This window comes from Streptomyces sp. NPDC101151 (assembly GCF_044768335.1).
Taxonomy (GTDB): Bacteria; Actinomycetota; Actinomycetes; order Streptomycetales; family Streptomycetaceae; genus Streptomyces.
In genome coordinates, this window is the sequence record NZ_JBIWPP010000030.1 from 20796 (window position 1) to 43734 (window position 22939).

The following is a 22939-nucleotide window of genomic DNA, read 5'->3' on the forward strand; positions in this document are numbered from 1 at the left end:
CGCCGGGAATCGCTGATCCAGGCGTCCGGAGCCGCTGAGGCACGGTTTCCCGAGGTCAGCGAAGCGCGTTTTCCAGCCACTCGCCGTCGATCTCGCCCTCGGCGACGATCACGGCGGGTCCGGTCATCTCGACCTCTCCGTCGGGCCGCTCGGTGATGACCAGGCGGCCGCCGGGCACGTCCACCGTGTACGTCGCCGGAGCGCCGGTGACGGCCGGGTCGACGCCGTCGCGCCGGGCGGCGGCCACGGCGACCGCGCACGCGCCCGTGCCGCACGAGCGGGTCTCGCCGGCGCCGCGCTCGTGCACACGCATCGCGACATGGCGGGGGCCGCGGTCGACGACGAACTCGACGTTGACCCCGTCCGGGTAGGCGGCGGCGGGACTGAAGGGCGGCGGGGCGTACAGGTCGCCGGCGTGCGCGAGGTCGTCGACGAAGGCCACGGCGTGCGGGTTGCCCATGTTCACGTTGCGCGCGGGCCAGCTGCGCTCGCCGACGCTCACCGTGACGTCCCCTTCGGGCAGGCGTGCGCTGCCCATGCCGACGGTGACGTCACCGTCCTTGGCGATGTGGACGGTCTTCACCCCGGCGCGCGTGGCGATCGCGATGTCGCCCTCGCCCGCATGTCCGGCATGCAGGAGGTAGAGGGCGAACACACGCGTGCCGTTGCCGCACATCTCCGCGATCGATCCGTCGCCGTTGCGGTAGTCCATGAACCACTCCGCCTCGGCGGCCATCTCCCTGGCCTCCGGGTGGGCGGCGGACCGCACGACGCGCAGCAGGCCGTCGCCACCGAGGCCGGCGCGGCGGTCGCACAGGGCGGCGACGGCGGCCGGGGTGAGGTCGAGGGCGTTGTCGGGGTCCGGGAGGATCACGAAGTCGTTCTCGGTGCCGTGACCCTTGAGGAAGGCGATCCGCGTGCTCATTCCTCGATCGTAAGGGGTCCGTACGACAACCCCGCCGGACGGGCCCTAGCGCAGCCGGGCCACCCGCCACACGGCGAGGACGGCGACGACCGCCACCAGCAGGACGTAGGCCAGCACGACGCGCCAGTCGGGGCGCCCGCCGGAGCCGCGCGCGGGCAGGCCCGGCCAGGTGTATCCCACGCGGCGGGCGGCCATCATGCCCCAGCCCGCGGCACAGGAGCAGATCAACAGGCCCAGCATGGCGATCACCGCGCCGCTGTCGCCGAAGTCGAAGGCGAGCGGGAAGGCGAACATCAGGGAGCCGCCGGCGGCCAGGGCCACGATGGGCGCGAGCTGCCAGATGCGCAGCCGCCGCTGCGGGCGCAGCTCGACCTCGACCTCCGGACCGCCCGCGTACATCTCCTCGGGCGTCGGACCGTCGGCGGTCACACCGCCCGAGGTCTCGTCTGGCCCGTCGTCGGTCAGGTCGGCCAGACGGTCCTCGCCCTGTTCCGGTTCGCCACTGTCGGTGGTGACGTGCTCGGTACTTCGTGCGGTGTCGCGAGGGCCGGCCTCCATCGCCACGCGCCCTCCCAACTAGGACTCCACTTGGTCGATCGAAGCTCGATGATGGCACGGCGCCGAAGGCCGCGCTGACCGGCGGCGCATCCCGATGCCATGACGTGATCAGGCTGTAACCGGTCGTTCGACGAACGCCAGAGCCAGTCGGGGAAGTTCCCCGCGGTCCGCCACGGCTCCGCTCAGCCAGTGCACCCGGGGATCGCGCCGGAACCAGGAATCCTGGCGGCGCGCGAAGCGCTTGGTGGCGCGAACGGTCTCGGCGCGCGCCTCCGCTTCGGTGCACTCCCCGGCGAGCGCCGCCAGTACCTGCTGGTAGCCCAGCGCGCGCGAGGCCGTGCGGCCCTCGCGCAGTCCCTGCGCCTCCAGCGCACGCACCTCGTCCACGAGCCCCGCGTCCCACATCCGGTCGACGCGGCGCGCGATGCGCTCGTCGAGTTCGGGGCGGGCCACGTCGACACCGATCTGGACGGTGTCGTAGACGGAGTCGTGGCCCGGGAGGTTGGCGGTGAAGGGCTGCCCGGTGATCTCGATCACTTCCAGGGCACGGACGATACGGCGGCCGTTGCTGGGCAGGATCGCGCGGGCGGCCCCGGGGTCGGCGGCGGCCAGGCGCGCGTGCAGCGCACCGGAGCCGCGCAGCGCCAGCTCCTCCTCCAGACGGGCCCTGACCACAGGGTCGGTGCCGGGGAATTCCAGGTTGTCGACGGCTCCGCGGACGTACAGACCGGAGCCGCCGACCAGGATCGGCCAGCGGCCCTCGGCGAGCAGGGCGTCGATCCGGGCGCGGGCCAGTTTCTGGTACTCGGCGACGGAGGCGGTGACCGTCACGTCCCAGATGTCCAGCAGGTGGTGCGGGATGCCGCCGCGCTCCTCGGGCGTCAGCTTGGCGGTGCCGATGTCCATCCCTCGGTAGAGCTGCATGGAGTCGGCGTTGACGACCTCGCCACCGAGTCGCTGGGCCAGGAAGACACCAAGATCGGACTTTCCGGCCGCTGTGGGTCCGACGACGGCGATGACGCGGGGGGCGGGGGGTGCGCTGCTCACCGCACCAGTCTCGCAAACCTCACGGCCGGGCCTCGAACGAGTTACGTGACGGCACGTGTCCCGGGTCGTTGCACCGAGGTGCCCGCCGATGGCCGGACACGGTGACCGGGGTGGCGCAAATGGACGCACCGTGTGACGCGGGATTTCGCCCGCACGAGTAACGTATGGAGTGGATATGGGCGTTTTTGCACGGCTCCTCGGCAGGTCTAAGGCGACGCAGGAGGCGGCGGCCGTCGAGGCGCAGCCCGGCACCGAGCCGGGAGCGACCGAGGCGGAGGAAGCGGATCGGGCAGCGGAGGCGAAGGGGTCGGCGCAGGACGGGCGCGAGGCCGCGGCGGAGGAGTCGGAGACCGCCGAGGCCGGCGCGGCCGAGGGCGCCGAGATCCCCAAGCAGCAGTCCGCGGACGAAGCCGCAGACAGCGAGGCCGGTGAGGGCGCCCGCACATGACTGTCCCCGTGAGGGAAGGTGGACCATGGGTCTTATGGACAACGTGAAGGCCAAGCTCGCCCCGGCCAAGGACAAGGTGTCGGACCTCGCGCGCCAGCACGGGGACAAGGTCCAGCACAGCATCGACAAGGCCGCCAAGGCCGTGGACGACCGGACCAAGGGCAAGTACCACGAGAAGATCCACGCGGGCACGGGCAAGGCGAAGGAGGCGATGGACCGCCTTGCGCACAAGGAGGGTCCGCAGGTCGGCGACGCCACGACTCCTACCCGGCCGGAGGGCCCGCCGCCGGCTTCCTGAACGGCACGCAGATCGGCGGACGGCCGCGGAGCCCCAGAGTTCCCGGCCGTCCGCCGTTTCGCGTCCGCCGCCGGGCGGGCCTCCGCGGCTGCCGGGCCCCCACGACCGGGTGGGCCTCCGTTGCCGGGGCGCCCGGCCGGGCAGGACCTAGGACCAGGTGGCGACCAGGTATCCGACGCCGTACGGGGCGTCGTCGTACAGCAGTGTCCCGCTCAGCCCCGCGCCCCCGGCCGCACCGGCGAGGACCTGCCAGGGCGCGCGGCCGGAAGCCTTCAGTTCGTACGCCAGCTCGGTGTCCAGCGCCTCGAGGGCCGCCACGTCCGCCGCGCCCAGCGCCCGCGCGACCTCGGCGTCGAAGGGCGCCGCCCGCTCGTCGAGGTATCCCGGTGCCTTGAGCGTGCGGCACGCGCTGGCGTCCCCCATCACCAGCAGCGCCACCCGCCCGGCCCGGGTGCCGATGCCCCTTCCGACCTCGATGCACCGCTCGGGTGCGAGCGGTTCCCCGACGCCGAGTCCCTCGATCGGGGCATCCGCCCAGCCGGTGCGTTCCAGCAGCCAGGCGGCGACGGCCAGTGAGGGCGGCAGCTCGCGCTCGGGTACGGCCTCCGTGGGGGGCCCCAGCCGTACGTCGAGGTCGACGCCGAAGCCCCGGAAGGAGCCGGGGGTGCCCTGGGGATGCGGGCCGCGCCCGCTCTGCTCGGCGGGTCCGACGACCACCAGCGTGTCGGGCCGGGCGGCGGCGAGCACGCCGAGCGCGTCGGTGCACGCCACGCGCGCGGGGTCCAGTTCGGGTGCGGCACCCGCGGCGACCTGGGGCACCAGCAGCGGCGGGCAGGGGCAGACTGCGGCGGCGACAAGCATGATCGGCAGGGTACGCCGTACGACGGCCGGGCGTTACCGGCGCCGAGCGGGCGCGGACGCCCGGTCACACCACCGCCCACGACAGCGGGCGGGCCCGCGGCGCGGCCACGAGGCCGCGCCACCGCCACCGCCACCGCCACCGCCACCGCCACCGGCGGATCGGAACCGGGCGGCAGCCGGCCGGGACGAATCCGGTCGTCCTAGTCGCAGCCGCAGGCGCTCGTCGCCGCCGGGAGAGGCGCCGGGACGCCGATCTTCGGCAGGCCGAGCATCACGCCCGCCGGCTTGGCGGCCTCCGCCGCGTTGCGCTTCTCCCAGGCGTCACCCGCGCCCGTGCGGCGCACGCCGAGGACGGCGCCCTCGGCGAGGAGGTGGTGCGGGGCGGCGTACGTGACCTCGACGGTGACCACGTCGCCCGGGCGGACCTCCTGCTCCGGCTTGGTGAAGTGGACCAGGCGGTTGTCGGGGGCGCGGCCGGAGAGGCGGTGGGTGGCACCGTCCTTGCGGCCCTCGCCCTCGGCGACCATCAGCTCCAGCGTGCGGCCGACCTGGTTCTTGTTCTCCTCCCAGGAGATCTCCTCCTGGAGGGCGACGAGACGCTCGTAGCGCGCCTGGACGACCTCCTTGGGGATCTGGTTCTCCATGGTGGCGGCCGGGGTGCCGGGGCGCTTGGAGTACTGGAAGGTGAACGCCTGCGCGAACCGCGCCTCGCGCACCACGTGCAGCGTGTCCTCGAAGTCCTCCTCGGTCTCTCCGGGGAAGCCCACGATGATGTCGGTGGTGATCGCCGCGTGCGGGATGGCGGCCCGCACCTTCTCGATGATCCCGAGGTAGCGATCCTGCCGGTAGGAGCGGCGCATCGCCTTCAGGACGGTGTCCGAACCGGACTGGAGCGGCATGTGCAGCTGCGGCATGACGTTCGGCGTCTCGGCCATGGCGGCGATGACGTCGTCCGTGAAGTCGCGCGGGTGCGGAGAGGTGAAGCGGACGCGCTCCAGGCCCTCGATGGCGCCGCAGGCACGCAGCAGCTTGCTGAAGGCCTCGCGGTCGCCGATGTCGGAGCCGTAGGCGTTGACGTTCTGCCCGAGCAGCGTGATCTCCGAGACGCCCTCGGCGACCAGCGCCTCGACCTCGGCCAGGATGTCGCCGGGGCGGCGGTCCTTCTCCTTGCCGCGCAGGGCCGGGACGATGCAGAAGGTGCAGGTGTTGTTGCAGCCGACGGAGATCGAGACCCAGGCCGCGTACGCGCTCTCGCGCCGCGTCGGCAGGGTGGAGGGGAAGGCCTCCAGCGACTCGGCGATCTCGACCTGCGCCTCCTCCTGGACGCGGGCGCGCTCCAGCAGGACGGGCAGCTTGCCGATGTTGTGCGTACCGAAGACGACGTCCACCCAGGGCGCCTTCTTGACGATGGTGTCCCGGTCCTTCTGCGCCAGGCAGCCGCCGACCGCGATCTGCATCCCGGGCCGGCTCGCCTTCCTGGGCGCGAGGCGGCCGAGGTTGCCGTAGAGCCGGTTGTCGGCGTTCTCACGCACGGCGCAGGTGTTGAAGACGACGACGTCCGCGTCGCCGTCCGACCCCTCGGGGGCTCGCACGTACCCGGCGTCCTCGAGCAGCCCGGACAATCGCTCGGAGTCGTGGACGTTCATCTGGCACCCGTAGGTACGGACTTCGTAGGTCTTGGGTGCTGAGACGTCCACTGCCGGGCTCCGGTCGCTGCTGATGGTCATGCCTCAAGGGTAGGCGGTCGCGGGAGAGCCCCGCCCCGGCTCCTCCCGGGCGCACACTGGAAACCGAAGGCCATGGGTCATGAGCCGCACCTGGAGGTGAGCCATGAGCACCCTCGAACTACATGTCGACGTCGCAGTTCCGGTGGATACGGCCTGGGAGAACCTGCACCAGGTGGAGAACTATCCGAGCTTCGTGGAAGGGGTGCGGGGCGCGCGTACGGAGTCGGGGGGCCGAGCCCGTCTGGACGTCGACTCCGGCGGCCGGGCGCGGGAGGTCGAGGCCGAGGTCTCCGACCGCGGGGAGCGGGTGATGGAGTGGCTCACCACGGGCGCCCCCGAGCTGACGGGTTCCTTCTCGCTGCAGCCGATCGAACAGAACCGCACCCGGATCCAGGCGCGGCTGGAGTACGACCCCGACACCGTCCGGGACGCCTTCGGCGGGCCGAAGGGGTTCGCCCAGACGAACGCGATCGAACGGCTCGTCCGCACCGATCTGGAGCACTTCAAGGAGTACCTGGAACGCGGGTGAGCGGCAGGAAGCGGTAGGAAGAGGCGGGCACGGCGGCGTCGGGCGGCCGGTACGCCGGTCAGGTCTCGATCACGGCATCGCAGTCGGGGCAGACCACGGAGGCGTATTCCGCCGGGTACCAGGCCGCCCCGGGGTGCTCGGAGGGATTCCAGCCGGCCGTCTCCATGGCGAACGTGTCCTTGCCGCAGAGGGTCCGCGGTCCCGTGGCGGTGGGTGTCCCCGGGGCGGCGGGTGCCGCGTGCACCCTGCGGACGCGCCGTTCCGCCCCGTCCGGTGTTCCCGGGAGCGAGCCCGTTGCCACCGTCCTGTCGAGTTCGTAGACGACGATCTCGGTCATGTCTCCACCGTAGGCGGTCGCGCGGCCGAACCGCCTGCGGCCAGGGGCGAACCGCCGCGGCCAGGCCGCAGGGGCGCCCACGACAACGCCGAGAGGCGGGCGCCTGCGGTCACCCCCTGCCGCGTCAGCCCCGCAGGCACCAGTCGACGAATCCGGAGACGCCGGCGTCCACCTGGCCGTCCTCGTCCGCCACAGCGGCCGTGCAGAAGAACCGGACCTCATGGAAGTGCAGGTCCATGGCCTGCACGAGGCTGTGCAGGCCCAGCTTGTCGCGGACCCAGGCGCGTGCGGCGTCGCTGTCGTCGAGACGGTCGGGGACCAGGCCGTGCTCGGCGAGCAGGTCCGTCTTGCTGACGGCGACGGCGAGGCGTGACGCGTCCACCGGCGCGCCCATCGCGGCCACCGCGAGGACCGACCGGCCGAAGACCTCCTCCGGATCGACCGTCGAGGCGAGGGTGCGGTCCACCAGAGGGCCGGGCGACGGCTCCAGCCTGGTCCAGAAGTCCGCGACCGCCATCGGGTCGAGCACGAAGACGAAGGTGCGCGCGGCCCGGGCGTAGCGCAGTGCGTCGGTCTCGTCCCGGTCGACGAACCGCTCGCCGGCCGTGTCGAACAGGTGGACCAGCCGCTCGGAGCGGCCGGTGCCGAGGACGAAGGAGTGTGCCCGGGGCAGGTCCTTCTGGGTGCCGCGGGTGTGGCCCCGCATCCGCAGGACCTCGCGGAGCACCTGATAGCCGGCGTCGGACTCGGCATCGGCGGGACGGATCGCCGGACCGCCGTTCTGGGCCGCGTTCTCCAGCGACAGCAGCATGGCCGCCATCAGCCGGGTCTTGCCCGCGGCCTGGCCGCCGATCAGCGGAAGGACCACCTCGGGCATGTGCCCGGCGTCCGCGTTCATCGGCTTTCCGCAGTTCGTGTGGGTGCAGTACGCCTGCAGGCGCGCCTCCCTGCTCATCAGCATCAGCAGGGTGGGCATCCGCTGTTCGCACTCGCAGCGCCGCCGGAGGATGCCGTACGTCCCCGGGCGGATGTCCGCGTGCCGGCGTCGGCAGGTCGGGCGCGGGCAGTCGTACGCCGGGTAGGGGACGCGTTCGTAGCAGTGCGGGCAGATCATGCCGGTGGGCAGTCGCCTCCGGTACAGCAGGGCCCGGTCGACGGCCCGCAGGGAGCCGGCGGCCACACGGGCCCCGCCCATCAGCAGGGCGAGGACGAGTGCGTGCAGCCCCAGCAGCAGGACGAGCGGCGGCACCGCAAGGCCCGCGCCCAGGCCGAGGCCCACGTGCAGGGTCACGCCGTAGGGGACGGTGACAGCCCGGCTCCTCGCGGGGGCGAGGAACTGCCGCGAGGTCACGTTGCGGAAGGAGTCGCCGACCGTCCTGACGTACGACCGCCTGTCCAGCGTGCCGAGCTGACGCAGGTCCCGGGCGCCGGGTCCGAAGAAGTAGTTGCGGTACGCCTTCACCTCCTCGTCCTGCGGACGGTACGGCGGCAGCGTCCGGAACTCGGGAGTGCGCCGGTACAGGACACCGGTCAGCAGCCGTATGTGGCCCCGGAGGAGTTCCATCACGAGGGCGAGGGCCCGCAGGGCCACCAGGGCCGGGGCGACGACCAGGTACACCGTGAGCGCGGCGGCATAGAGCAGGGGGACGAAGACGTACGCGACGATCTCGGGCACGGCGGGTCACTCCTCCTCGTTCTTGCGGGAGTTGCGCCGGGCGGGCCAGAGGGCCGGGAGTCTGCGCGCCAGCTTCCGCGGGCCGCTCCGGCGGGACTCGGCCCATTCGCGGTAGTACTCGGCGAGCCGTGCGTGGTGGGGGCGCACCGCGCGCTCCAGCCGTTCCAGGTCCGCCGGCGGCCAGTGCTGGGCCGTGTGGATGCGGACCGCGTCGACGACGTCCCGGTGGGTCTGCGCGAGCCCGCCCTGCGTGCGCATCGCGGCGACCGCGGCGACATGGCTGAGCCGGACGTCGTCGATGCGGCCGCCCTGCACCGCCGCCCGGTGTACGGCCGCGAGATACCGGTCCAGGAGCGAGTGGCCGAAGTCCGGGAGCCGGTCGCTCAGCCGGCCGACCTCGGCGGGCAGGCGCAGCATGGCGGGGACCAGGCGGTACCGCTTCAGCGCCTGCGGACCCGACCACATGTCGGCCTCCAGGATCGTGAAGGCGCGGGCGAGTTCCGTGGCCTCACGGGCCTCGTGCAGCCCGGTGTCCAGATCCAGCGTGGTCGTCACCCGCCGCTGGGCGTCGGCCGGCAGCCGGGCGAAACGGGCCGGGGCGGAGAGCACCTCGCACAGCTCCAGGCAGAGTTCGAGCTGCGCTTCGTCGTCAATCGTCCGGTTGACCGCACGGTCCAGCCACTGGCCGACCGCCTCGTCCAGGAACCCATCGGGGGTGAGCCCGCGGGCGATGTCGATCGCTTCCCGGTGGGTCCACGTCCGTGAGGGGTGCCGCCACAGTTCGCGCAGCAGCGCCCCGTCGGGCGAGGCCTGACCGCGGACCCGGAGGATCCGGAACATCAACTCCACCGTGCGCGCGGGCTCCCGCTCGGCCCGTGCCCGCAGGTGGTGTTCCAGAAGCAGCGGACGGCCCTGCAGGTCCCGCTCGTCGAGCAGTGCGGCGGGGAACTGCGAGAAGAGCTGCTCCTGTCCGTCGCGCCGCTCCAGCGCCTCCTGCACCGCAATCGCCAGGGCTTCCCGCATCCGGGGCATCGCGCGTACGAGCCGCTCGGCCTCCTGCCGGAGGCGGGCGCCGGGAGAGGACGAGCCGAGCAGGGCGCGGGCCACGGCGAGCGTCTCGCGTTCCACGGTCTCCGGTGCCGGGGCCAGCCGGGCACCGAGAGCCCAGAGCAGGAGCCGTATCCGCTGCCGGGTGGTCGTCACCTCCGTCTGGAGCAGCCGCTCCCACAGGGCGGTCGCCCGCTCTCGTAGGTCCGCGTCGACGAGGGGTGCGGGCTCCGGGGCGCCCTGGTCGTCGCTCATGTGGGCCCGCATCCGGGACTCGTGCAGTTTCCCCTCGATCTCCTGGTGCAGTGCTATGTCCCCGGCGGCCTCGGCGACGGAGCTGAGCACGGCCAGTCGGCCGTCGTCCAGGGCCCGGTGCCCGCGGTGGATGTCCGCGGCGACGTGGGCCCGGCGCGGCCCCAGGTGGTCCGCGCCGGCCAGCCAGCCGATCAGTGCGTGCACGTCGGCTCCGGTGAGGGCGATGCCGCCCGACAGGGCCGCCGCGGCGACCGGGGCGTGCCAGTCCCCCGGCCGTTCCTCCCGGCCGTGGGTGAAGTCCTGCGTCCAGGCCCAGACCGGGCGGACGGACCCGACCCCGATCCTGGTGAGGAGCCCCACCAGATGGCGGACGCCGGCGTCGACGGCGACATCCTCCGGGAAGCGGCCCCGGGAGAAGTCGAAGACGGTGTAGGCGTCCTCCTCGTCCGGTCCGAAGTCGAGCTGTGCCCCGGGCAGCGTGCCGATCAGGTGCAGCCTGCTGCGGGCGGGCCGGAAGACGTAGGTGGCGAAGGAGAGCCGGCGGGCGAGCGGCGGCGGCAGCAGGTAGGAGACCGCCGCGAACCAGTGCGCGATCCGCTCGGTGGTGTCGTCGGCCACGACGACCGAGCCGTGGTCGGTGAGGGCGGCGAACACGGCGGCCAGCAGCTTCGGCAGCTGCTCGCCGTGGGGGTGCGCGCGCAGGAAGTCGCGCACGGCCGGGGTGCCGAGCGGGCCGCGCCGGGGCGCTATGACGACCGGGATCTCCGTGGTCGGGGACGCCTGACGGGTCCACACCGGCGAGCCCCACAACTCGATGCCGAGCAGCCCCCGGCCGGCCGCCGGGAAGTCCTCGCTGTGCAGCGCGTGGGCGAAGTAGTTGCCGAAGCGGCGGGCCGAGTCCCGGCCCACGTAGTGCACGCACAGCGCGGTGGCCCGGCGCCCCTGCGGGTCGTACGGCCGGTAGCACAGGTTGACCGGGCAGCGGTCGAGCAGCTCCGGGGTGTCCGACTCCACCATGGAGCGCGGCGGCTCGTACCCGGCGAGCGCCTCGACGGCCTGCCGGGTCTCGGCGGTGACACCCTCGCTGACGGCGTTGAACTGGAACCCGGAGAACCCGGTGAGCCCGTGCTCGCAGGAGGTGTAGTACATCTGCTGGAAGTGCGCCCCGGCGCCGGGCGGCCGGGGAGCGGCGCCGTCGGTCATCCACGTCCCGCCTTCGGCACCGAACCGAACTCGCTCAGCAGCCACAGCAGCGGGTCGGCGACCCGGTACGGCTGGATGCCGGTGGGGGCGACCCGGGCGTCGGGGGTGGGGTTGCGGCCGAGGGAGGAGACGCCGAAGTAGCGGTAGCGGGTGTAGTGGTTCTCCAGGAGCTGGTCGATCGGGACGCCGTCCCAGTCCTTGAGGAGTCTGCGCACCTCCTCGTGCACGCTGAGGCTGTCGCCCACGTCGAACCGGCCGCGCGGGGGTGCGTAGTCGCGCAGCGGGCTGGCGCTCTCCAGCAGGTGCCAGAAGGCGTCCATCTTGGAGAAGACCACCGCGATCGGGGTGTCGATCTTCTGCGCGGACCGGCCGCTGCGGGGCGCGAGCAGCAGACCGGTCACCCGCGACAGGACGTTCATGGGCGCGTCGAGTCCCTCGGTGCCCGGCAGCGGTGTACCGGGCAGCGCGCCGTCCCGGGCACCCGGCATCTGCAGCGGGTCGAGCAGCAGGATGATGCCGTCGGCACCCGCCAGATAGCGGGTGTTGAGTTCCACGCTCTCGCGGGAGCTGAAGTCCTCTCCGGCGGTGTCGAAGAACGACAGCACGGTGTGCTGCGGGCGTTCGCCGAGCAGGGTGCGCCGGCGCATGCTGAAGCGGAAGACCAGGGGGTCCACGCGGTTGAGGTTGGTGGAGGCGGTCTGTGTTCCGGGGAACATCTGGTTGTCGCGGTAGAGGCGGTCCTCGTAGTCGGCGCTGTAGCGGCGCATCGTCGCGTCGTCCAGGCCCATGAGGGCGGCTCCGAACGCCTCGCCCACCCGGTTCCTGATCTCGTGCAGCAGCACCGTCATATACACCGTCTTGCCCGACGCCTTCGCACCGACCATCGCTATCAGGCGGTTGTCCACCATGCCGAACTGCACGGGCAGTTCGGAGTGGCACACCGGGCAGATCCGGTACGTCGTCTCACCGTCGCAGTCCGGGCAGACGGCCGTGGGCCTGCGGCCGTCCGCGGCGAAGTCGGGGCCTAGGTCGTGACTGCGGCGGGGGCCCATCCGCTCGTCGAGCACCTGGTCGCGGCGCCGACCGCACTGCTTCCCGGTCCGGCTCAGGCGGCTGTTGCAGCGGAATCGGATCTCGCCCGGGGCGAAGTTCTCGTAGCAGTAGGGGCAGGTGAGCCGTCTGGCCATCACGTCACTCGCAGTCTGTGCAGCGCCGTCGGGCGGATGTCGATACCGGAGTCGGCGACGGCGTCGCCGTCCGCCGGGAAACAGACCAGCCAGGAGGGACCCCTGGTGGCGGGCAGGGGGAACTCCACGGTCAGCGGGGTACGGGCGGGCAATCGCTGGGCGGGCACCTCGTGCAGGACGGTGCCCTCGGCCGTGCTGGTGGGGCGGAACCGGCCAAGGCCGTGGACGATCCGGAGACCGGGCAGTTCGCAGCCGGTCTCGGAGGTGAACGTGACCGTCGCCATCCGGCCCTTGACGCGCCGGCGCACGCTCGGCTCGTACTCCACCACCGGCGGCTGCGGGGGCACAAGCAGCGCCGAGCGGCCCTCGCAGTCAACGCCGGAGGCCGCGACCAGGGCCTCCACCGTGAGGGTGACCGCCTCCCGGCCCACGGCCAGGTCGAGGCCGCCGTCGTGCTCGTACACCCGGCGCCGGCAGATCATGTCCCCCTCCCTCGGCCCGCCGCCCGCGGTGCTCCCCTCGCGCCGCCAGCGGACGCGCGCGCTGAGGGAGCCGTCGGGCCAGGCCCACAGGACGAGGAGGTGGTCTCCGCGCCGGACGGCCTGGAGTTCGCCGACGGGGACGGCCAGCAGGGTGTGCGGATCCGGGGCGGCGTCCGGGGAATCCGACGTCGTGACGCCCCGGGTCGAGGGGGCGGGCCTCGCCGCGCCAGGGGCTGAGAGGCCCGGGGCGGAGGTGGCCGGCTCGGGAGGGGTCGGGGGCGACGGGGGTGACGGGGGCTCCGCCGATGGTGGTTGGGGCGACCTGGACGGTTGGTACTGCTGGGACGGCTGGGACGGCTCTGCCGGTCGCCGAGGGCCGGGGACTGCGGTCGGCGAGGGGCCGGATCCGCGGGTGGGGCCGCTTTCCGGCCGGGAACCCGGGCCGGGTACGGCGCCCCCGCCGCGCGGGGAGCCCGAGCCGGGCCCGGCAACGGATCCCGGTGTGCCTCCCACACCGGACAGGGGCCCTGTTCCCGGCGACGAGTCCGTGCCCGGCGTGGCCCCGGTGTCCGCACCGGACAGCGACCCGAGGCCGGGCCGGGTACTGGATCCCGGCAGGGAATCCGCTCCCGACACGGGGTCCGAGCCCGGGCCCGAGCCGTACGTGGCACCGGTGCCGGTCCGCACCCCGGCGCCGGCGGCGGTGCCGGCAGCCGCGTCTCCCCGGTTGCCGAGAGGGTCAGGGTCCTCCGGCACCGGAGGCCAGCCGCGGGGGTCCGGGTCCGACAAGGCAGCGGGCTCGGGGAAGACGTATCCGTCGTACGTCGGGGACGACCTGGCGGCCGGGCCGGTGACGATGCGCAGGACATCGAACTCCTGAAGTCGCAACAAGCCCTGTACGACGGCCGGAGCGGGCCTCTCGCAGCGCACCGTCAGGCCCTGCGCGGCCGGCAGCTCCTCGATCTCGGCCCGTCGGCCGGGCATGGCGCACAGGCCGCCGGCCAGCAGGACGGCGTCGACGGCCGGGTCCCCGGCGGTCAGCTCCGCCGTCACCGCGGCGAGGGTTTGCGCCCGCAGCGGCGCCACGGCCGCCTCGAAGTCGGCCCGGTCCAGGGTCAGCCGGTGCTGTCCGCCGGCCGGGTCGCTCACGTCCGCGGTGACGCTGTCCTCATCTCCGAGCCCGCGCCGGAGGAGCTCCGCCGTCCGGCGCGGGTCGACCCCGTCCGGCAGCCCTCGGGCGAGACGGGCGGCGAGTGCGGCATCCCAGTCGTCGCCGCCGAGTCGGTGGCTGCGGGTGCGCACGACGCGCACGGTGAGGTCGGGGGTGATGGCGAGCACGGTCAGGTCGAGCGTCGTCGCCCCCTGGTCGCAGACGAGGACCGTGCGGTCGACGCCCTCGGCGACCGCACGGTAGTGCAGGGCCACGGCCACCGGGTCCGGAACGACTCGCTCCACGCGGAGCCCGAGGCCGTCCGCGGCCCGCCGCACCTCGTCCTCCCGTCCACCGGACGCGGGCAGGCCGAGGACCACCGCCCGGTCGGCCTCCGCTCCCCCGGCCGCCGTGCCGCCCGGGACGAGCCCGGCCAGCGCGTGCAGCGCCCGGGCGGGGTCGAGGACGCCGTCGGCCGCGTCGAACTCGGTCTCGGTCACGTCCGGTTGTCCGTCGGGGCCGATCCGCCCGACACGCCCGAACCGGTGCCCGAGGTCGATGGCGATCATGTCCACCCGCTCCCTTCCGCCGTGACGCGTACCTCGCCGTCCGGTCCGGCCGCGGCCCGGATCCGGCTGCCCGGGGCCGGGCGGTGCGCCAGCAGATGGCCCACGACCGCCGCCCGCACCCGCTCCAGTTCGTTGCGGATCTGCCGCCCGCCGTATGCCTGGTGCTCGGGATCCGACATCTGCTCGGTGATCCACGGGTGCAGGGTCGCCGTGTCGTGGACCAGCTCGACCCGGTGGCGTTCGCGCACGGACTCGGTGAGCTGTCCGAGCAGCCGGTCGGCGATCCTGACGATGTGCTCGCGGCGCAGCATGTCGAAGACGACCACGCCAGGCTTGAGCCGCCCGTAGATCTCCGGCCTGCCGATCTGCCGGAACTTGTCCTCCACGGCCCGGGTGAAGTGGGCCTCCAGCTCGGCGTAGGACAGTTCCTCGTCGCGCTTCTCCAGCAGGGTCTGCAGCTGCTCGGCTCCCGTGTTGGAGGTGAAGATGATCAAGCACTCCGAGAAGTACGCCGTCTGCCCGCGTCCGTCGGTGAGCCTGCCGTCCTCCAGGACCTGCAGGAACTTGTCCAGCACCTTGGGGTGGGCCTTCTCGATCTCGTCGAAGAGCAGCACGCTGAAGGGCCGTTCCTGCACCCGCCGGGTCAGCTCGCCACCCTGCTCGTAGCCGATGTAGCCGGGCGGTGCGCCGGCGAGGCGTTCCGCGGCGTGCTCCTGCTGGTACTCGCTCATGTCGAAGCGGGCGTACGCGCTCTGGTCGCCGAACATCATCTCGGCCACGGCCTTGGCGAGTTCGGTCTTGCCCACGCCGGTGGGACCGACGAAGAAGAACGCTCCCCGGGGCCGGGCGGTGCCGGAGTTCCCGAAGTCGACGCCGACGAAGGCGGACTGAAGAGCCGAGGCCACGGCGTTCACGGCGGTGCTCTGGCCGACCACCCGGGCGCCGAGCAGATCGGCGGCGCGGGCGATGGTGTCCCGGTCCAGCTGGGTCCACGGGTCGACGCTCACATTGAGCCGGTGCAGTTCCAGGAGCTTGTCCGGCTTCTGTACGGGTGCGCCGCGCAGCCAGGAGGTGCGGGCGAGGGACTCGATGTCCCAGCCGGCCATCCCGTCGGTGGCTCCGACGAGGGCTTCGAGGTCGGCGCGCGAGGCGTCCGGCGCGCCGTTGAAGCGCTGCAGCAGCCAGGTCAGCCAGAGACGCCGCTCGCTCGGATCGGGCGGGCCGATGTGCAGCGTCGCGATCCGCGGGTCCTCCAGGTGGAACCAGCCGGGCAGTCGTCCGACGTCACCCACCGCGCACAGGACGGCGTTGCGGGCGTGCGGGTGAGGTCCTTCCGCGGAGTGCGGGGTCACGGCCCCGGTCATCGCGGCGCGCAACCGCAGATACCCCAGATGTGCCTCGGGCTGGCCGGGCGGCAGGTGGTGGTCCACGTCCTCGAAGACGAAGGCCGTGGTGGACTCGGGCGAGGCGACGAGGCGCTGCACGGTGGCGACGACGTCGTCGAAGGACCGGGGCCGTCCGGGTGGGCGGGCGGCGAACAGGCGCTCACGGCTGCGCTGCCGCTCTTGGCCGCGCCGATCGTGATCCGTCGGGGCTTCGCCGTCCGGCCGCCGGCCCGGGGCGCCGCCGCTCTCCCCGGGGCGTGCCCCCGCTCCATCGGCCGGGGTGCCGTCGCTCCCCCCAGGTGGTGCACCGGATCCGTCGGCCGCGGGGCGCTGTTCCGGCCGGCCGGCCCCGCCGCCGGTCTCCCACGGCCGTGCGTCCGGTCCGCCGCCGTCGGCGCGCTGCGCCGGCCGGCCGGCCGTGCCGCCGGGCTCCTGGTCCGCGGGCAGCCCGGCCACCAGGCGGTCGAAGCGTTCCGCGTGCCCCGGCAGCGGGAAGCCGAGCCCGCCCACCGGATCCCACCAGCCGACCACGTCGGCGCCGCGCACCGTCAGCAACCCGGCGACCACCTCCCGGAAGGAGGCGGGCCGGTCGTCGAACCACCAGCGGTCCCGGATGTGCCCGTTGAGGATCACCTGCCGCCCGCGCCTCAGCTCCCAGCCGAGGGAGACCGCCCACAGGGGCATCATGCCGTCGGCGACGGCGGGCTCCCCCTCCCGCGCGGGGCCACCGTCGTGGGTGTGCGGGGGCCGCCGCACACCGCCGCCGCTTGTCTCGTGCTTGGACCAGTCGACCTCGTTCACCGGGTCCGTGTTCACCGGTTCCCTGTTCACCGGTTCCTCGTTCACCGGGACCACTTCCACTCCTCCGCACCCGGCAGCTGCTTGGCCTGCCGCCCCGGCGGCTTGCCCTGCCAGGTGAGTTCACCCGGGACGAACCCGTCCTGCTCGACGATCGCCTCGTGCACCCGCTCCAGGAGGTCCTCGGTGCGGTCGCAGACGGCGCCCTCCGGGGCCGGGTACAGCATCACGTCGGGCTCGCCGTCCACGTGGTAGACCAGCACCGGGGTGCCGTCGGCCTCGGTGACGACCGTGGTCTCGTACGTCGCGCCGCTGGGGCGTGCGAAGTGCAGCACGACGGAGTCGCCGCGGTCGCCGCCACCGGTGAAGGCGAACCCCTCGCCGAGCATGGCTTCCTGCAGGGCCTCCGCGAGATCGCTGCGCCGGGTGTGGGCGAGATGCAGTTCGTCCAGTCGGGCCTCGGCCCCGGCGAGCAGCCCCTCCAGGGCCCCGACCGCGCGCAGTGCGTAGTCCGCAACCGCGGTCCCGAGCGCGCCCGTGGCGGCGCGCAGTGCCGCCTCGATCCGCTCGGCGAGGTCCGGGTCGGCGAGGTCATGTGCCTCGGCCGCCGCCTGCTCGGCGGACCGGTGCACGACGCCGAGGCGGTCCGTCGCCTCGGCGAGCGCCGCGGCGACGCGCTCGCGTTCGGCCTCCTCGGCGGCAGCGGCGCGCTCACGTTCCGCCTCCTCGGCGGCGGCCTGTGCCGCGGCGCGTTCCTCCGCCTGCCGTCGCGCCTCCTGCATCCGCAGCCGCTCCTCGTCGGCCTGCTGCACCACGGTCGCGGCGTGGCGGGTGAGCGCGTGTTCCGCCGTGCCGAGCAACGCCTCGAACCGGGTCTCCGCGCCCGGGCCGGCCGCGTCCCGCAGCCGGTCCAGCAGTTCCTCGCAGCGCCGACGGCCTTCCGGGTCGTAGGCCGGAGCATCCGGTCCGGTGAGGGCCAGCCGCTGTTCGAGGCCGGCCAGTACGGCGGCACGGTCGTCGGACCCGGGTGCGGGAGTACCGCCGGGACGGCTAAGCAGGACGACGCGGCCGCGGACGTCCTCGATCGCCCCGCCGAGCTGCTCCGAACGGCCGATACCTTCCTGGAGCCGGTCCAACTGCCGCTCCAGTGCATCGAGTTCGGCGACCGGGGCGCCGGGCTGGGCGGCCCGCGCCTGTGCGAGCAGGTTCCGTACCTCGCCGAGACGACGGGTGTCGGCGCCGGCCTGCTCCTGATGGATCCGGGAGGCATGCGCCTCCTGCTCGGCGGCCCGTCGGGTCGCCAACTCGTTCTTCCTGCGCGCGGCCTCGACCTTCGCCCGCTCCCGGCGGGCCGCCGCCTCCTGGGCCCGCCGCGCGGCGAGTTCGGCACGCTGATCGGCGCGTTGTTTCTGCTGCCTGCGGCGTTCCTCCTCGCGTTGCCGACGCCGCTGCGCCTCGCGCAGCGCGTAGGCGGAGGCGACCGCGACGGTGCTGTACTTCGGTGATCCGCTCATGCTTCCCTCCGGGCCTGGGCGTGCAGGACGAAGCCCCGCGCCGCGAGTTGTGCCTCAAGTCCCTCCCGGAAGCCGGGAGTCGGCGGTACTCCGGCCCAGGAGAGCGATCCGTCGGGCTCCATCGAGACCTCGACGCCGGCGCCGGTGTCGGGTTCGGACCGGATGTGCGCGTAGCGGTCGGTGAGGGCGAGGATGCGCTGGTTGGCCGAGCCGCGCCAGCGCAGACCGGCGTGGCGCGCGGCCACGTACGGGCCGTCGACCAGGAGGTCGAGGCGCCGCAGCAGGGCGCGCCGGTCCGGGCCGCCCTTGCACAGGGCCTCGTACCGGAACCCCGAGTAGGCCATCGCGCCGAAGTCCGGGCGCCGCACCCGTACGGCGTCGAGCAGCGCGGCCAGCCCGGCCGCCTGACTGAAGGGCTCGCCGCCGGACAGGGTGACACCCTCCACGTCGGGCAACCCGCAGAGCCAGTCGGTGAGTTCGGCCACGGTGTACGCGGTGCCGCCCTCGAAGGGCAGTGTCTCGGCGGCGACGCAGCCCCGGCAGCGCAGCGGGCAGCCCTGTACCCAGAGCACGGCGCGGGTGCCCGGGCCGAGGACGGTGCAGTGGTCCAGCTTTCTGGCCACGGAGAGACGGGTCACTTCTGCCATGGGTCGTCCTTCCCGTCGTCCTGCCCGGCGGCCTTCCCGTCGTCCCGCCCGGCGGCCTTCCCGCCGTCCCGCCCGGCGGCCTTCCCGCCGTGCTGCCCGACGCCTTCCGGGCCGGCCTTCCTGCTGTGCTTACGGCCGGTCTCGGCGAGGTCGCACCAGGGACACCAGGGCCGCTCCACCGTGTGCACGTGCCGGGCGTCGGCCGCGCAGGTCCTCAGTCGTCCCGGAGCCGACTCCGCGGCCAGCGCCTCGGCCCAGGCCGACGCCGGGGGCCTCACCCCGCCGAACGCGGCCCGGAACAGGTCCCTGAGCCGCCGTGGCAGCAGGTCGGCGGGCGGCGCGGAGCGGGGCAGGACCACCGACGTACGGTCCAGCAGGCGGCAGCGTCCGTGCAGGATGTTGTCGTCGTAGGAGAGGTAGTCGCGGCCGTCCGCTGGATGCCCGGCGAAGGGATGCAGACCGTCCGTCAGCAGCTGATGGACCAGGACGGCGAGGACGAAGCGGTCCGACGCGCCGTCCGGCGGTGTGCCGCGGGGTGCGCCGATCCGTTCGGGGGCCGTGTGGCCGGGGGTACCCATCCGTCCGGGGAACGTCTCGCCGCCGTCCGTGAACTGCCAGGAGTCGACGTCCGCGATACCGACCCCGCCCCGCTCGTCCACCCAGAGGTTGTCGGGTTTGAGGTCGCCCACCGTGTACCCCTCGGCGTGCAGGTCCGCGAGGAGGCGGGCGAGCGAGCGGGCGGCACCGAGCGTGGTGGCCCAGGTCGCGCCCGGCAGGAAGACGCGGCGGGCCGCCGGGGTCAGCATGTGCGCGAACGGCTGGTAGGCGTGGCGCATGTCGGTCATCAGATAGCCGTCGACCCCGTCCGCCCCCGGGCCTCCGGTGCGCACCACCACCATCGGCCAGGCGACCCGCACCGGCGCCCCGGCGAGCAGCCGGACGGTGCGCGGCTCGCGGCGCTGACGGACCAGACGGGCGATGCGGCGCCGGTAGGCGGCGGGGGCGGGCGGGTCGGGGACGAGCTTGGCCACCAGGGGGCGGGCGTCGTCGACGCCGTACACGATGCCTTCCGAACCGCTGCCGATCCGCTCGGTGAGGCGCCATTCGCGTCCGGTGCCGGACACCACGGTGAGGGCCATGGTCAGCCCCCGTCCACCAGGGCGCACAGCACCGTCAGGTCGTCGCCGGTGCGGGCCGCTTCGGGTCCGGAGAGCAGGGCCCTGAGGGGTTCGGCGTCGCCGCCGCCCGCGCGGAGCGTCGCGGCGAGGCCGCAGAAGAACCGCGCGGATGGCAACGGGCCTGCCTGCGGCGGGAGTTCGCGGACCGAGGGATGGTCGAGGGCCAGTGCCGCACACCCGTCGGTGGCGAGGACGACCCCGCTGAGCCGTGGTTCCCACACGACGAACGACCTGACGCGCAGCGCGGCCCCGGGCGAGGAGAGGAACACCGGCTCCGGTGCGCCCGGGCCGGGCGGCGGGAGCACGAGATGGCACCGCTCGACGACGTCCGGCGCCGGTCCGCCGCCGGCCGCCTCGCGGGTGAGCACCGTGCCGAAGCAGTCGCCGACCGAGACGAAGGCGGCCCAGGGCGGACGTACGACCGCCGCGGCGACCGTGGCGGCCAGTGCACCGGTGTCCACCGGCTGCCCGGCGGGTATCGGCGGGCCTGCGGCTGTCGGTGGGCCGGCCGCCCGCAGCAGGCCTTCGACGGCGCCCAGGTAGCCGGCGACCAGCCGGGCCCCGCCGGCAGCGATCCATCGTGTCCATGCCTCCGGGGGCTCCAGCACGTCCGGTACGTCCTCGGCCAGCACCCGGCAGGCCGTGTCCACGGCGATGTGGGCGCCTAGCGCGCTGCGCTCCCGGCCGCCCGCGCCGTCCGCCACCGCGAGGACCACCGTGTCGCCCAGGTCGGCCGCCTTGAACGCGTCCTGGCATCCCTGTGCCGCGGCCAGGTGCCCGGTTCCCTGTACGGCGGCGCCCGCGACGATCACTGGTACTTCTCCTCGAGCAGCCGCAGCCGCTCCTGCCGCTTCACCTGGTCGGCCATCTCCCGGTGGATGTCGGCGGCGGCCTTGTCGGGCGTGACCCGGTCCGAGCTCTGGAACAGGATGTCCAGGATCTGCCCGAAGTTCAGGTGTTCCAGCATCAGCGCCGCCTTGGGCGCCAGGGCCTGGAGCAGTTCCAGGTCGGCGCCGCGCACCCCGATCGCCTGCAGGACGAAGTGCCCCTGCTCCTCGCCGAGGCGCACCTTCCGGGCCGTGCCGGCCAGGGCGGCGGGGTCCATGCGGTGCCCGTGGGCGTCGCTCGGCGCGCCGTCCGTCAGCACCCACAGGAACGGCCGCCGCACCGGGACCCGCCGGTCCTGCAAGGTCCGATACCGGTCGCGGGCCAGGTCGAGGGCCGTCTCCACGGCCTCCGTCATCCGGGTGAGCCCGGACGCCCGCAGCCGAGGCGGGCGCATCCGGTGCACCGGCACGAAGAGCCGGTCCGCCGTGGCCTGTTCGACCGGCACCAGCAGGCCCTGGCCGGGATCGAAGACACGCACCCGCGAGTCGAAGGTGATGAGACAGACCTCCACCCGTGCACGAAGCCGCGGCGTCGTCTGCTCCCCGTCGAACCAGCGGGCCAGCGCGTCGTTGAGCTCGTCGATCCGCGGGCTTTCGGCGGGCCGTCCCATGGAGTCCGAGGTGTCGAGGAGCAGCACGACGGGCTGCTGTTCGTCGTAGCCCTGTGCGGGGCCGAAGTCGGGCGTGCTCATCCGCGGGCCGCCCCGTCCTCGTGCGGCGCCGACGGCTTCTCCCCGGTGGCCGTGCGGGCGACGAGCCGCCGCCGTATCGCGTCGTATCCCACGACGACCTCCGTTCCCACAGGGGTGTCCGGGGAGTCCGGGAGCATGCGCAGCAGCACGCCCTCGACCAGTACGAATGTGTCGGGCGCCGGCCAGGTCACGGTCCGGCCATGCGCCCCACGAGCCCACTCTTCCATCCCGCCACCCATGCGCCAACAGTATGTGACTGTTTGTCAACTGTCCTTGCCACCACGGAAATCAGGGCGAGCGGGCCTCCCCCCACGAACCCGCTCGCCCTGCCCTCGCTCCGGCTCACGCCGAGCGGGGGTCTGCTTCCATTCCACCGGGCCGGCCGGTCGCCCGCCGGTCGTGCGCCGGGCGGATTCCGGCTGGTATGCGCTCCACGAGCGCCGCCGCCTCGGGCGTGCGCACCACGAAGTGGACGTCCCACCCCGCGCCGCGTGCCAACTCCGCCTCCACGGCGGCCCATACGGCGGCCAGGCTGATGTCGTACGGGAGTCCGCCGCGCCCCGAGCCGAGCAGCGGGAAGCACACCGAGCGCAGCGGCGGGGCGAAGCGGTCGTGTTCGTCCGCCAGGACCGCGAGAGCCCGGGACGCGGCCCGGGTGACATCGGAGGGCAGCACGTCGTAGTCGTTGGTGCCGGCCCGCGGAACGGCGACCGCCGCGTGGTAGATCCGGCGTACGCCCTGTTCGGCCAGTGCCCCCGCACCGGTGGCGGCCACGGTGCCGGGGCGCACGGCGCGTCCCGACGTGCCGTGCCGTGCCGTCCACTTGCGCAGCTCGTCCTGGACCGGGTCGTCCAGGACGTCACCGGTGACTCCGCACACGGAGGCCGCCCGGCGCAGCGATGCGGCGACCGACGACTTGTACTGCTCGGGCAGCGCGAAATGGACATTGGACGGGGAGACGACCACGTCCACGTCGCGCAGCAGGTCCACGGGGTGCACATGAAGGGTGAGCGTCACGGGCCGGTCCGCGGCCCTGACCCGCACGGTCCGGTGGGTGCCGGCGCCCTCCTCGGCCGCTGCGGCGGCACCGGACGGCGCGCCCGCCTCCGCCACCAGCCGCACGATCTGCTCGGCGACCTGTTCGAGGACCATCACCTCGTGGTCCTTGCGGAACCGCTCGACGCTCACCCCGTACACCGAGGCCGCCCTGGCGCGGCGGGAGGACGCCGGCCAGTCCCGGGTGCCCTGGGCCAGCCCCAGGGTGTACTCGGCGGCGGTGCGCAGGGTGCCGGCGTCCAGACGCGACACGGCGAGCCGCAGCAGTGTCTCGACAGCCGCGCCCTGAGTCCGGGCGGCGGTCGCGGACACCGCCTCCGCCGCCGAACCCACGGCGGGCAGCGTGCGTCCGCGCAGCCTGACCAGTCCCGCCCGTCTGACTTCCTTGAGTTCAGCCAGAAGTGACACACGATCAGGAAGCGACGATGCCATGCGGCCACGATCGCATCACGCGTCAACCGCGGACAAGCGGTACTGGCCGGTC

General features: G+C 73.7%; 21 protein-coding genes. 3 read left to right on the forward strand and 18 right to left on the reverse strand.

Annotation, left to right across the window (positions count from 1 at the left end):
• Positions 1–55: 55 nt before the first annotated feature.
• From dapF to miaA, 3 genes are all read right to left on the reverse strand, one after another.
• On the reverse strand, positions 56–925 hold the full coding sequence (dapF, locus tag ACIRU3_RS36230; protein WP_404065803.1) for a diaminopimelate epimerase: 870 nt from the start codon (positions 923–925) through the stop codon (positions 56–58).
• A gap of 45 nt (positions 926–970) precedes the next feature.
• Entirely contained in the window at positions 971–1483 is a 513-nt protein-coding gene (locus ACIRU3_RS36235; protein WP_404065971.1) for a hypothetical protein, read from the reverse strand.
• Positions 1484–1591: 108 nt separating this feature from the next.
• Positions 1592–2530, reverse strand: coding sequence for a tRNA (adenosine(37)-N6)-dimethylallyltransferase MiaA (gene miaA, locus ACIRU3_RS36240; protein WP_404065806.1), 939 nt, complete (start codon positions 2528–2530; stop codon positions 1592–1594).
• Positions 2531–2705: 175 nt separating this feature from the next.
• Here miaA and ACIRU3_RS36245 point away from each other — a divergent pair, with 175 nt between their 5' ends.
• Together ACIRU3_RS36245 and ACIRU3_RS36250 are read left to right on the forward strand one after the other, a co-directional pair.
• Positions 2706–2978 carry a hypothetical protein gene (locus tag ACIRU3_RS36245; RefSeq protein ID WP_404065808.1) on the forward strand — a complete coding sequence of 91 codons (273 nt, stop codon included), beginning with the start codon at positions 2706–2708 and terminating at the stop codon, positions 2976–2978.
• Positions 2979–3003: 25 nt separating this feature from the next.
• Positions 3004–3276: an antitoxin gene (locus ACIRU3_RS36250; RefSeq protein WP_404065811.1), complete on the forward strand. Its 273-nt coding sequence runs from the start codon at positions 3004–3006 to the stop codon at positions 3274–3276.
• Positions 3277–3423: 147 nt separating this feature from the next.
• Here the strand turns inward: ACIRU3_RS36250 and ACIRU3_RS36255 are convergent, their stop codons facing one another.
• On the reverse strand, positions 3424–4137 hold the full coding sequence (locus tag ACIRU3_RS36255) for a class III extradiol dioxygenase subunit B-like domain-containing protein (protein WP_404065813.1): 714 nt from the start codon (positions 4135–4137) through the stop codon (positions 3424–3426).
• Positions 4138–4337: 200 nt separating this feature from the next.
• Positions 4338–5864 carry a tRNA (N6-isopentenyl adenosine(37)-C2)-methylthiotransferase MiaB gene (miaB, locus tag ACIRU3_RS36260; protein ID WP_404065816.1) on the reverse strand — a complete coding sequence of 509 codons (1527 nt, stop codon included), beginning with the start codon at positions 5862–5864 and terminating at the stop codon, positions 4338–4340.
• 103 nt (positions 5865–5967) lie between these two features.
• Here miaB and ACIRU3_RS36265 point away from each other — a divergent pair, with 103 nt between their 5' ends.
• Positions 5968–6393 carry an SRPBCC family protein gene (locus ACIRU3_RS36265; protein ID WP_404065818.1) on the forward strand — a complete coding sequence of 142 codons (426 nt, stop codon included), beginning with the start codon at positions 5968–5970 and terminating at the stop codon, positions 6391–6393.
• A 58-nt stretch (positions 6394–6451) separates the two neighbouring features.
• On the opposite strand, the gene ACIRU3_RS36270 is transcribed toward ACIRU3_RS36265, so the two are convergent.
• From ACIRU3_RS36270 to ACIRU3_RS36330, 13 genes are all read right to left on the reverse strand, one after another.
• Positions 6452–6730: a hypothetical protein gene (locus tag ACIRU3_RS36270; RefSeq protein ID WP_404065821.1), complete on the reverse strand. Its 279-nt coding sequence runs from the start codon at positions 6728–6730 to the stop codon at positions 6452–6454.
• 124 nt (positions 6731–6854) lie between these two features.
• Complete coding sequence (locus tag ACIRU3_RS36275) at positions 6855–8405, reverse strand: hypothetical protein (RefSeq protein WP_404065824.1); 1551 nt, start codon at positions 8403–8405, stop codon at positions 6855–6857.
• A gap of 6 nt (positions 8406–8411) precedes the next feature.
• Entirely contained in the window at positions 8412–10910 is a 2499-nt protein-coding gene (locus ACIRU3_RS36280) for a GTPase-associated protein 1-related protein (RefSeq protein ID WP_404065827.1), read from the reverse strand.
• Positions 10907–12097, reverse strand: coding sequence for a hypothetical protein (locus tag ACIRU3_RS36285; protein ID WP_404065830.1), 1191 nt, complete (start codon positions 12095–12097; stop codon positions 10907–10909). Before ACIRU3_RS36285 ends, ACIRU3_RS36280 begins: the two co-directional genes overlap by 4 nt.
• Entirely contained in the window at positions 12097–14298 is a 2202-nt protein-coding gene (locus ACIRU3_RS36290; protein WP_404065833.1) for an Hsp70 family protein, read from the reverse strand. Before ACIRU3_RS36290 ends, ACIRU3_RS36285 begins: the two co-directional genes overlap by 1 nt.
• On the reverse strand, positions 14295–16529 hold the full coding sequence (locus tag ACIRU3_RS36295) for an AAA family ATPase (protein WP_404065835.1): 2235 nt from the start codon (positions 16527–16529) through the stop codon (positions 14295–14297). The genes ACIRU3_RS36290 and ACIRU3_RS36295 overlap by 4 nt, the downstream gene beginning before the upstream one ends.
• Positions 16526–17995, reverse strand: a complete 1470-nt coding sequence (locus tag ACIRU3_RS36300) for a hypothetical protein (protein ID WP_404065837.1) — start codon at positions 17993–17995, stop codon at positions 16526–16528. Before ACIRU3_RS36300 ends, ACIRU3_RS36295 begins: the two co-directional genes overlap by 4 nt.
• Positions 17992–18642 (reverse strand): 4Fe-4S single cluster domain-containing protein, encoded by a 651-nt coding sequence (locus ACIRU3_RS36305; protein ID WP_404065840.1) that lies wholly within the window; start codon positions 18640–18642, stop codon positions 17992–17994. The genes ACIRU3_RS36300 and ACIRU3_RS36305 overlap by 4 nt, the downstream gene beginning before the upstream one ends.
• The gene (locus tag ACIRU3_RS36310) at positions 18630–19781 is read right to left on the reverse strand and encodes a hypothetical protein (RefSeq protein WP_404065843.1); all 1152 of its coding nucleotides are present in this window, start codon (positions 19779–19781) and stop codon (positions 18630–18632) included. The genes ACIRU3_RS36305 and ACIRU3_RS36310 overlap by 13 nt, the downstream gene beginning before the upstream one ends.
• Before the next feature lie 2 nt (positions 19782–19783).
• Positions 19784–20632 (reverse strand): protein phosphatase 2C domain-containing protein, encoded by an 849-nt coding sequence (locus tag ACIRU3_RS36315; RefSeq protein ID WP_404065846.1) that lies wholly within the window; start codon positions 20630–20632, stop codon positions 19784–19786.
• Complete coding sequence (locus tag ACIRU3_RS36320; RefSeq protein WP_404065849.1) at positions 20629–21399, reverse strand: VWA domain-containing protein; 771 nt, start codon at positions 21397–21399, stop codon at positions 20629–20631. The genes ACIRU3_RS36315 and ACIRU3_RS36320 overlap by 4 nt, the downstream gene beginning before the upstream one ends.
• Positions 21396–21590 carry a hypothetical protein gene (locus ACIRU3_RS36325; RefSeq protein ID WP_404065852.1) on the reverse strand — a complete coding sequence of 65 codons (195 nt, stop codon included), beginning with the start codon at positions 21588–21590 and terminating at the stop codon, positions 21396–21398. Before ACIRU3_RS36325 ends, ACIRU3_RS36320 begins: the two co-directional genes overlap by 4 nt.
• Before the next feature lie 151 nt (positions 21591–21741).
• On the reverse strand, positions 21742–22887 hold the full coding sequence (locus ACIRU3_RS36330; protein WP_404065855.1) for a macro domain-containing protein: 1146 nt from the start codon (positions 22885–22887) through the stop codon (positions 21742–21744).
• Positions 22888–22939 lie beyond the last annotated feature (52 nt).

Excerpts from the sequence above, each read along its gene's own strand:
- miaB (WP_404065816.1), bottom strand. The coding sequence starts at position 5,864 with ATGACCATCAGCAGCGACCGGAGCCCGGCAGTGGACGTCTCAGCACCC.
- ACIRU3_RS36330 (WP_404065855.1), bottom strand. The coding sequence starts at position 22,887 with ATGGCATCGTCGCTTCCTGATCGTGTGTCACTTCTGGCTGAACTCAAG.
- ACIRU3_RS36285 (WP_404065830.1), bottom strand. The coding sequence starts at position 12,097 with ATGGCCAGACGGCTCACCTGCCCCTACTGCTACGAGAACTTCGCCCCG.
- ACIRU3_RS36320 (WP_404065849.1), bottom strand. The coding sequence starts at position 21,399 with ATGAGCACGCCCGACTTCGGCCCCGCACAGGGCTACGACGAACAGCAG.
- dapF (WP_404065803.1), bottom strand. The coding sequence starts at position 925 with ATGAGCACGCGGATCGCCTTCCTCAAGGGTCACGGCACCGAGAACGAC.
- ACIRU3_RS36305 (WP_404065840.1), bottom strand. The coding sequence starts at position 18,642 with ATGGCAGAAGTGACCCGTCTCTCCGTGGCCAGAAAGCTGGACCACTGC.
- ACIRU3_RS36235 (WP_404065971.1), bottom strand. The coding sequence starts at position 1,483 with ATGGAGGCCGGCCCTCGCGACACCGCACGAAGTACCGAGCACGTCACC.
- ACIRU3_RS36255 (WP_404065813.1), bottom strand. The coding sequence starts at position 4,137 with ATGCTTGTCGCCGCCGCAGTCTGCCCCTGCCCGCCGCTGCTGGTGCCC.
- ACIRU3_RS36310 (WP_404065843.1), bottom strand. The coding sequence starts at position 19,781 with ATGGCCCTCACCGTGGTGTCCGGCACCGGACGCGAATGGCGCCTCACC.
- ACIRU3_RS36250 (WP_404065811.1), top strand. The coding sequence starts at position 3,004 with ATGGGTCTTATGGACAACGTGAAGGCCAAGCTCGCCCCGGCCAAGGAC.
- ACIRU3_RS36300 (WP_404065837.1), bottom strand. The coding sequence starts at position 17,995 with ATGAGCGGATCACCGAAGTACAGCACCGTCGCGGTCGCCTCCGCCTAC.
- ACIRU3_RS36290 (WP_404065833.1), bottom strand. The coding sequence starts at position 14,298 with ATGATCGCCATCGACCTCGGGCACCGGTTCGGGCGTGTCGGGCGGATC.
- ACIRU3_RS36265 (WP_404065818.1), top strand. The coding sequence starts at position 5,968 with ATGAGCACCCTCGAACTACATGTCGACGTCGCAGTTCCGGTGGATACG.
- ACIRU3_RS36270 (WP_404065821.1), bottom strand. The coding sequence starts at position 6,730 with ATGACCGAGATCGTCGTCTACGAACTCGACAGGACGGTGGCAACGGGC.
- ACIRU3_RS36245 (WP_404065808.1), top strand. The coding sequence starts at position 2,706 with ATGGGCGTTTTTGCACGGCTCCTCGGCAGGTCTAAGGCGACGCAGGAG.
- ACIRU3_RS36280 (WP_404065827.1), bottom strand. The coding sequence starts at position 10,910 with ATGACCGACGGCGCCGCTCCCCGGCCGCCCGGCGCCGGGGCGCACTTC.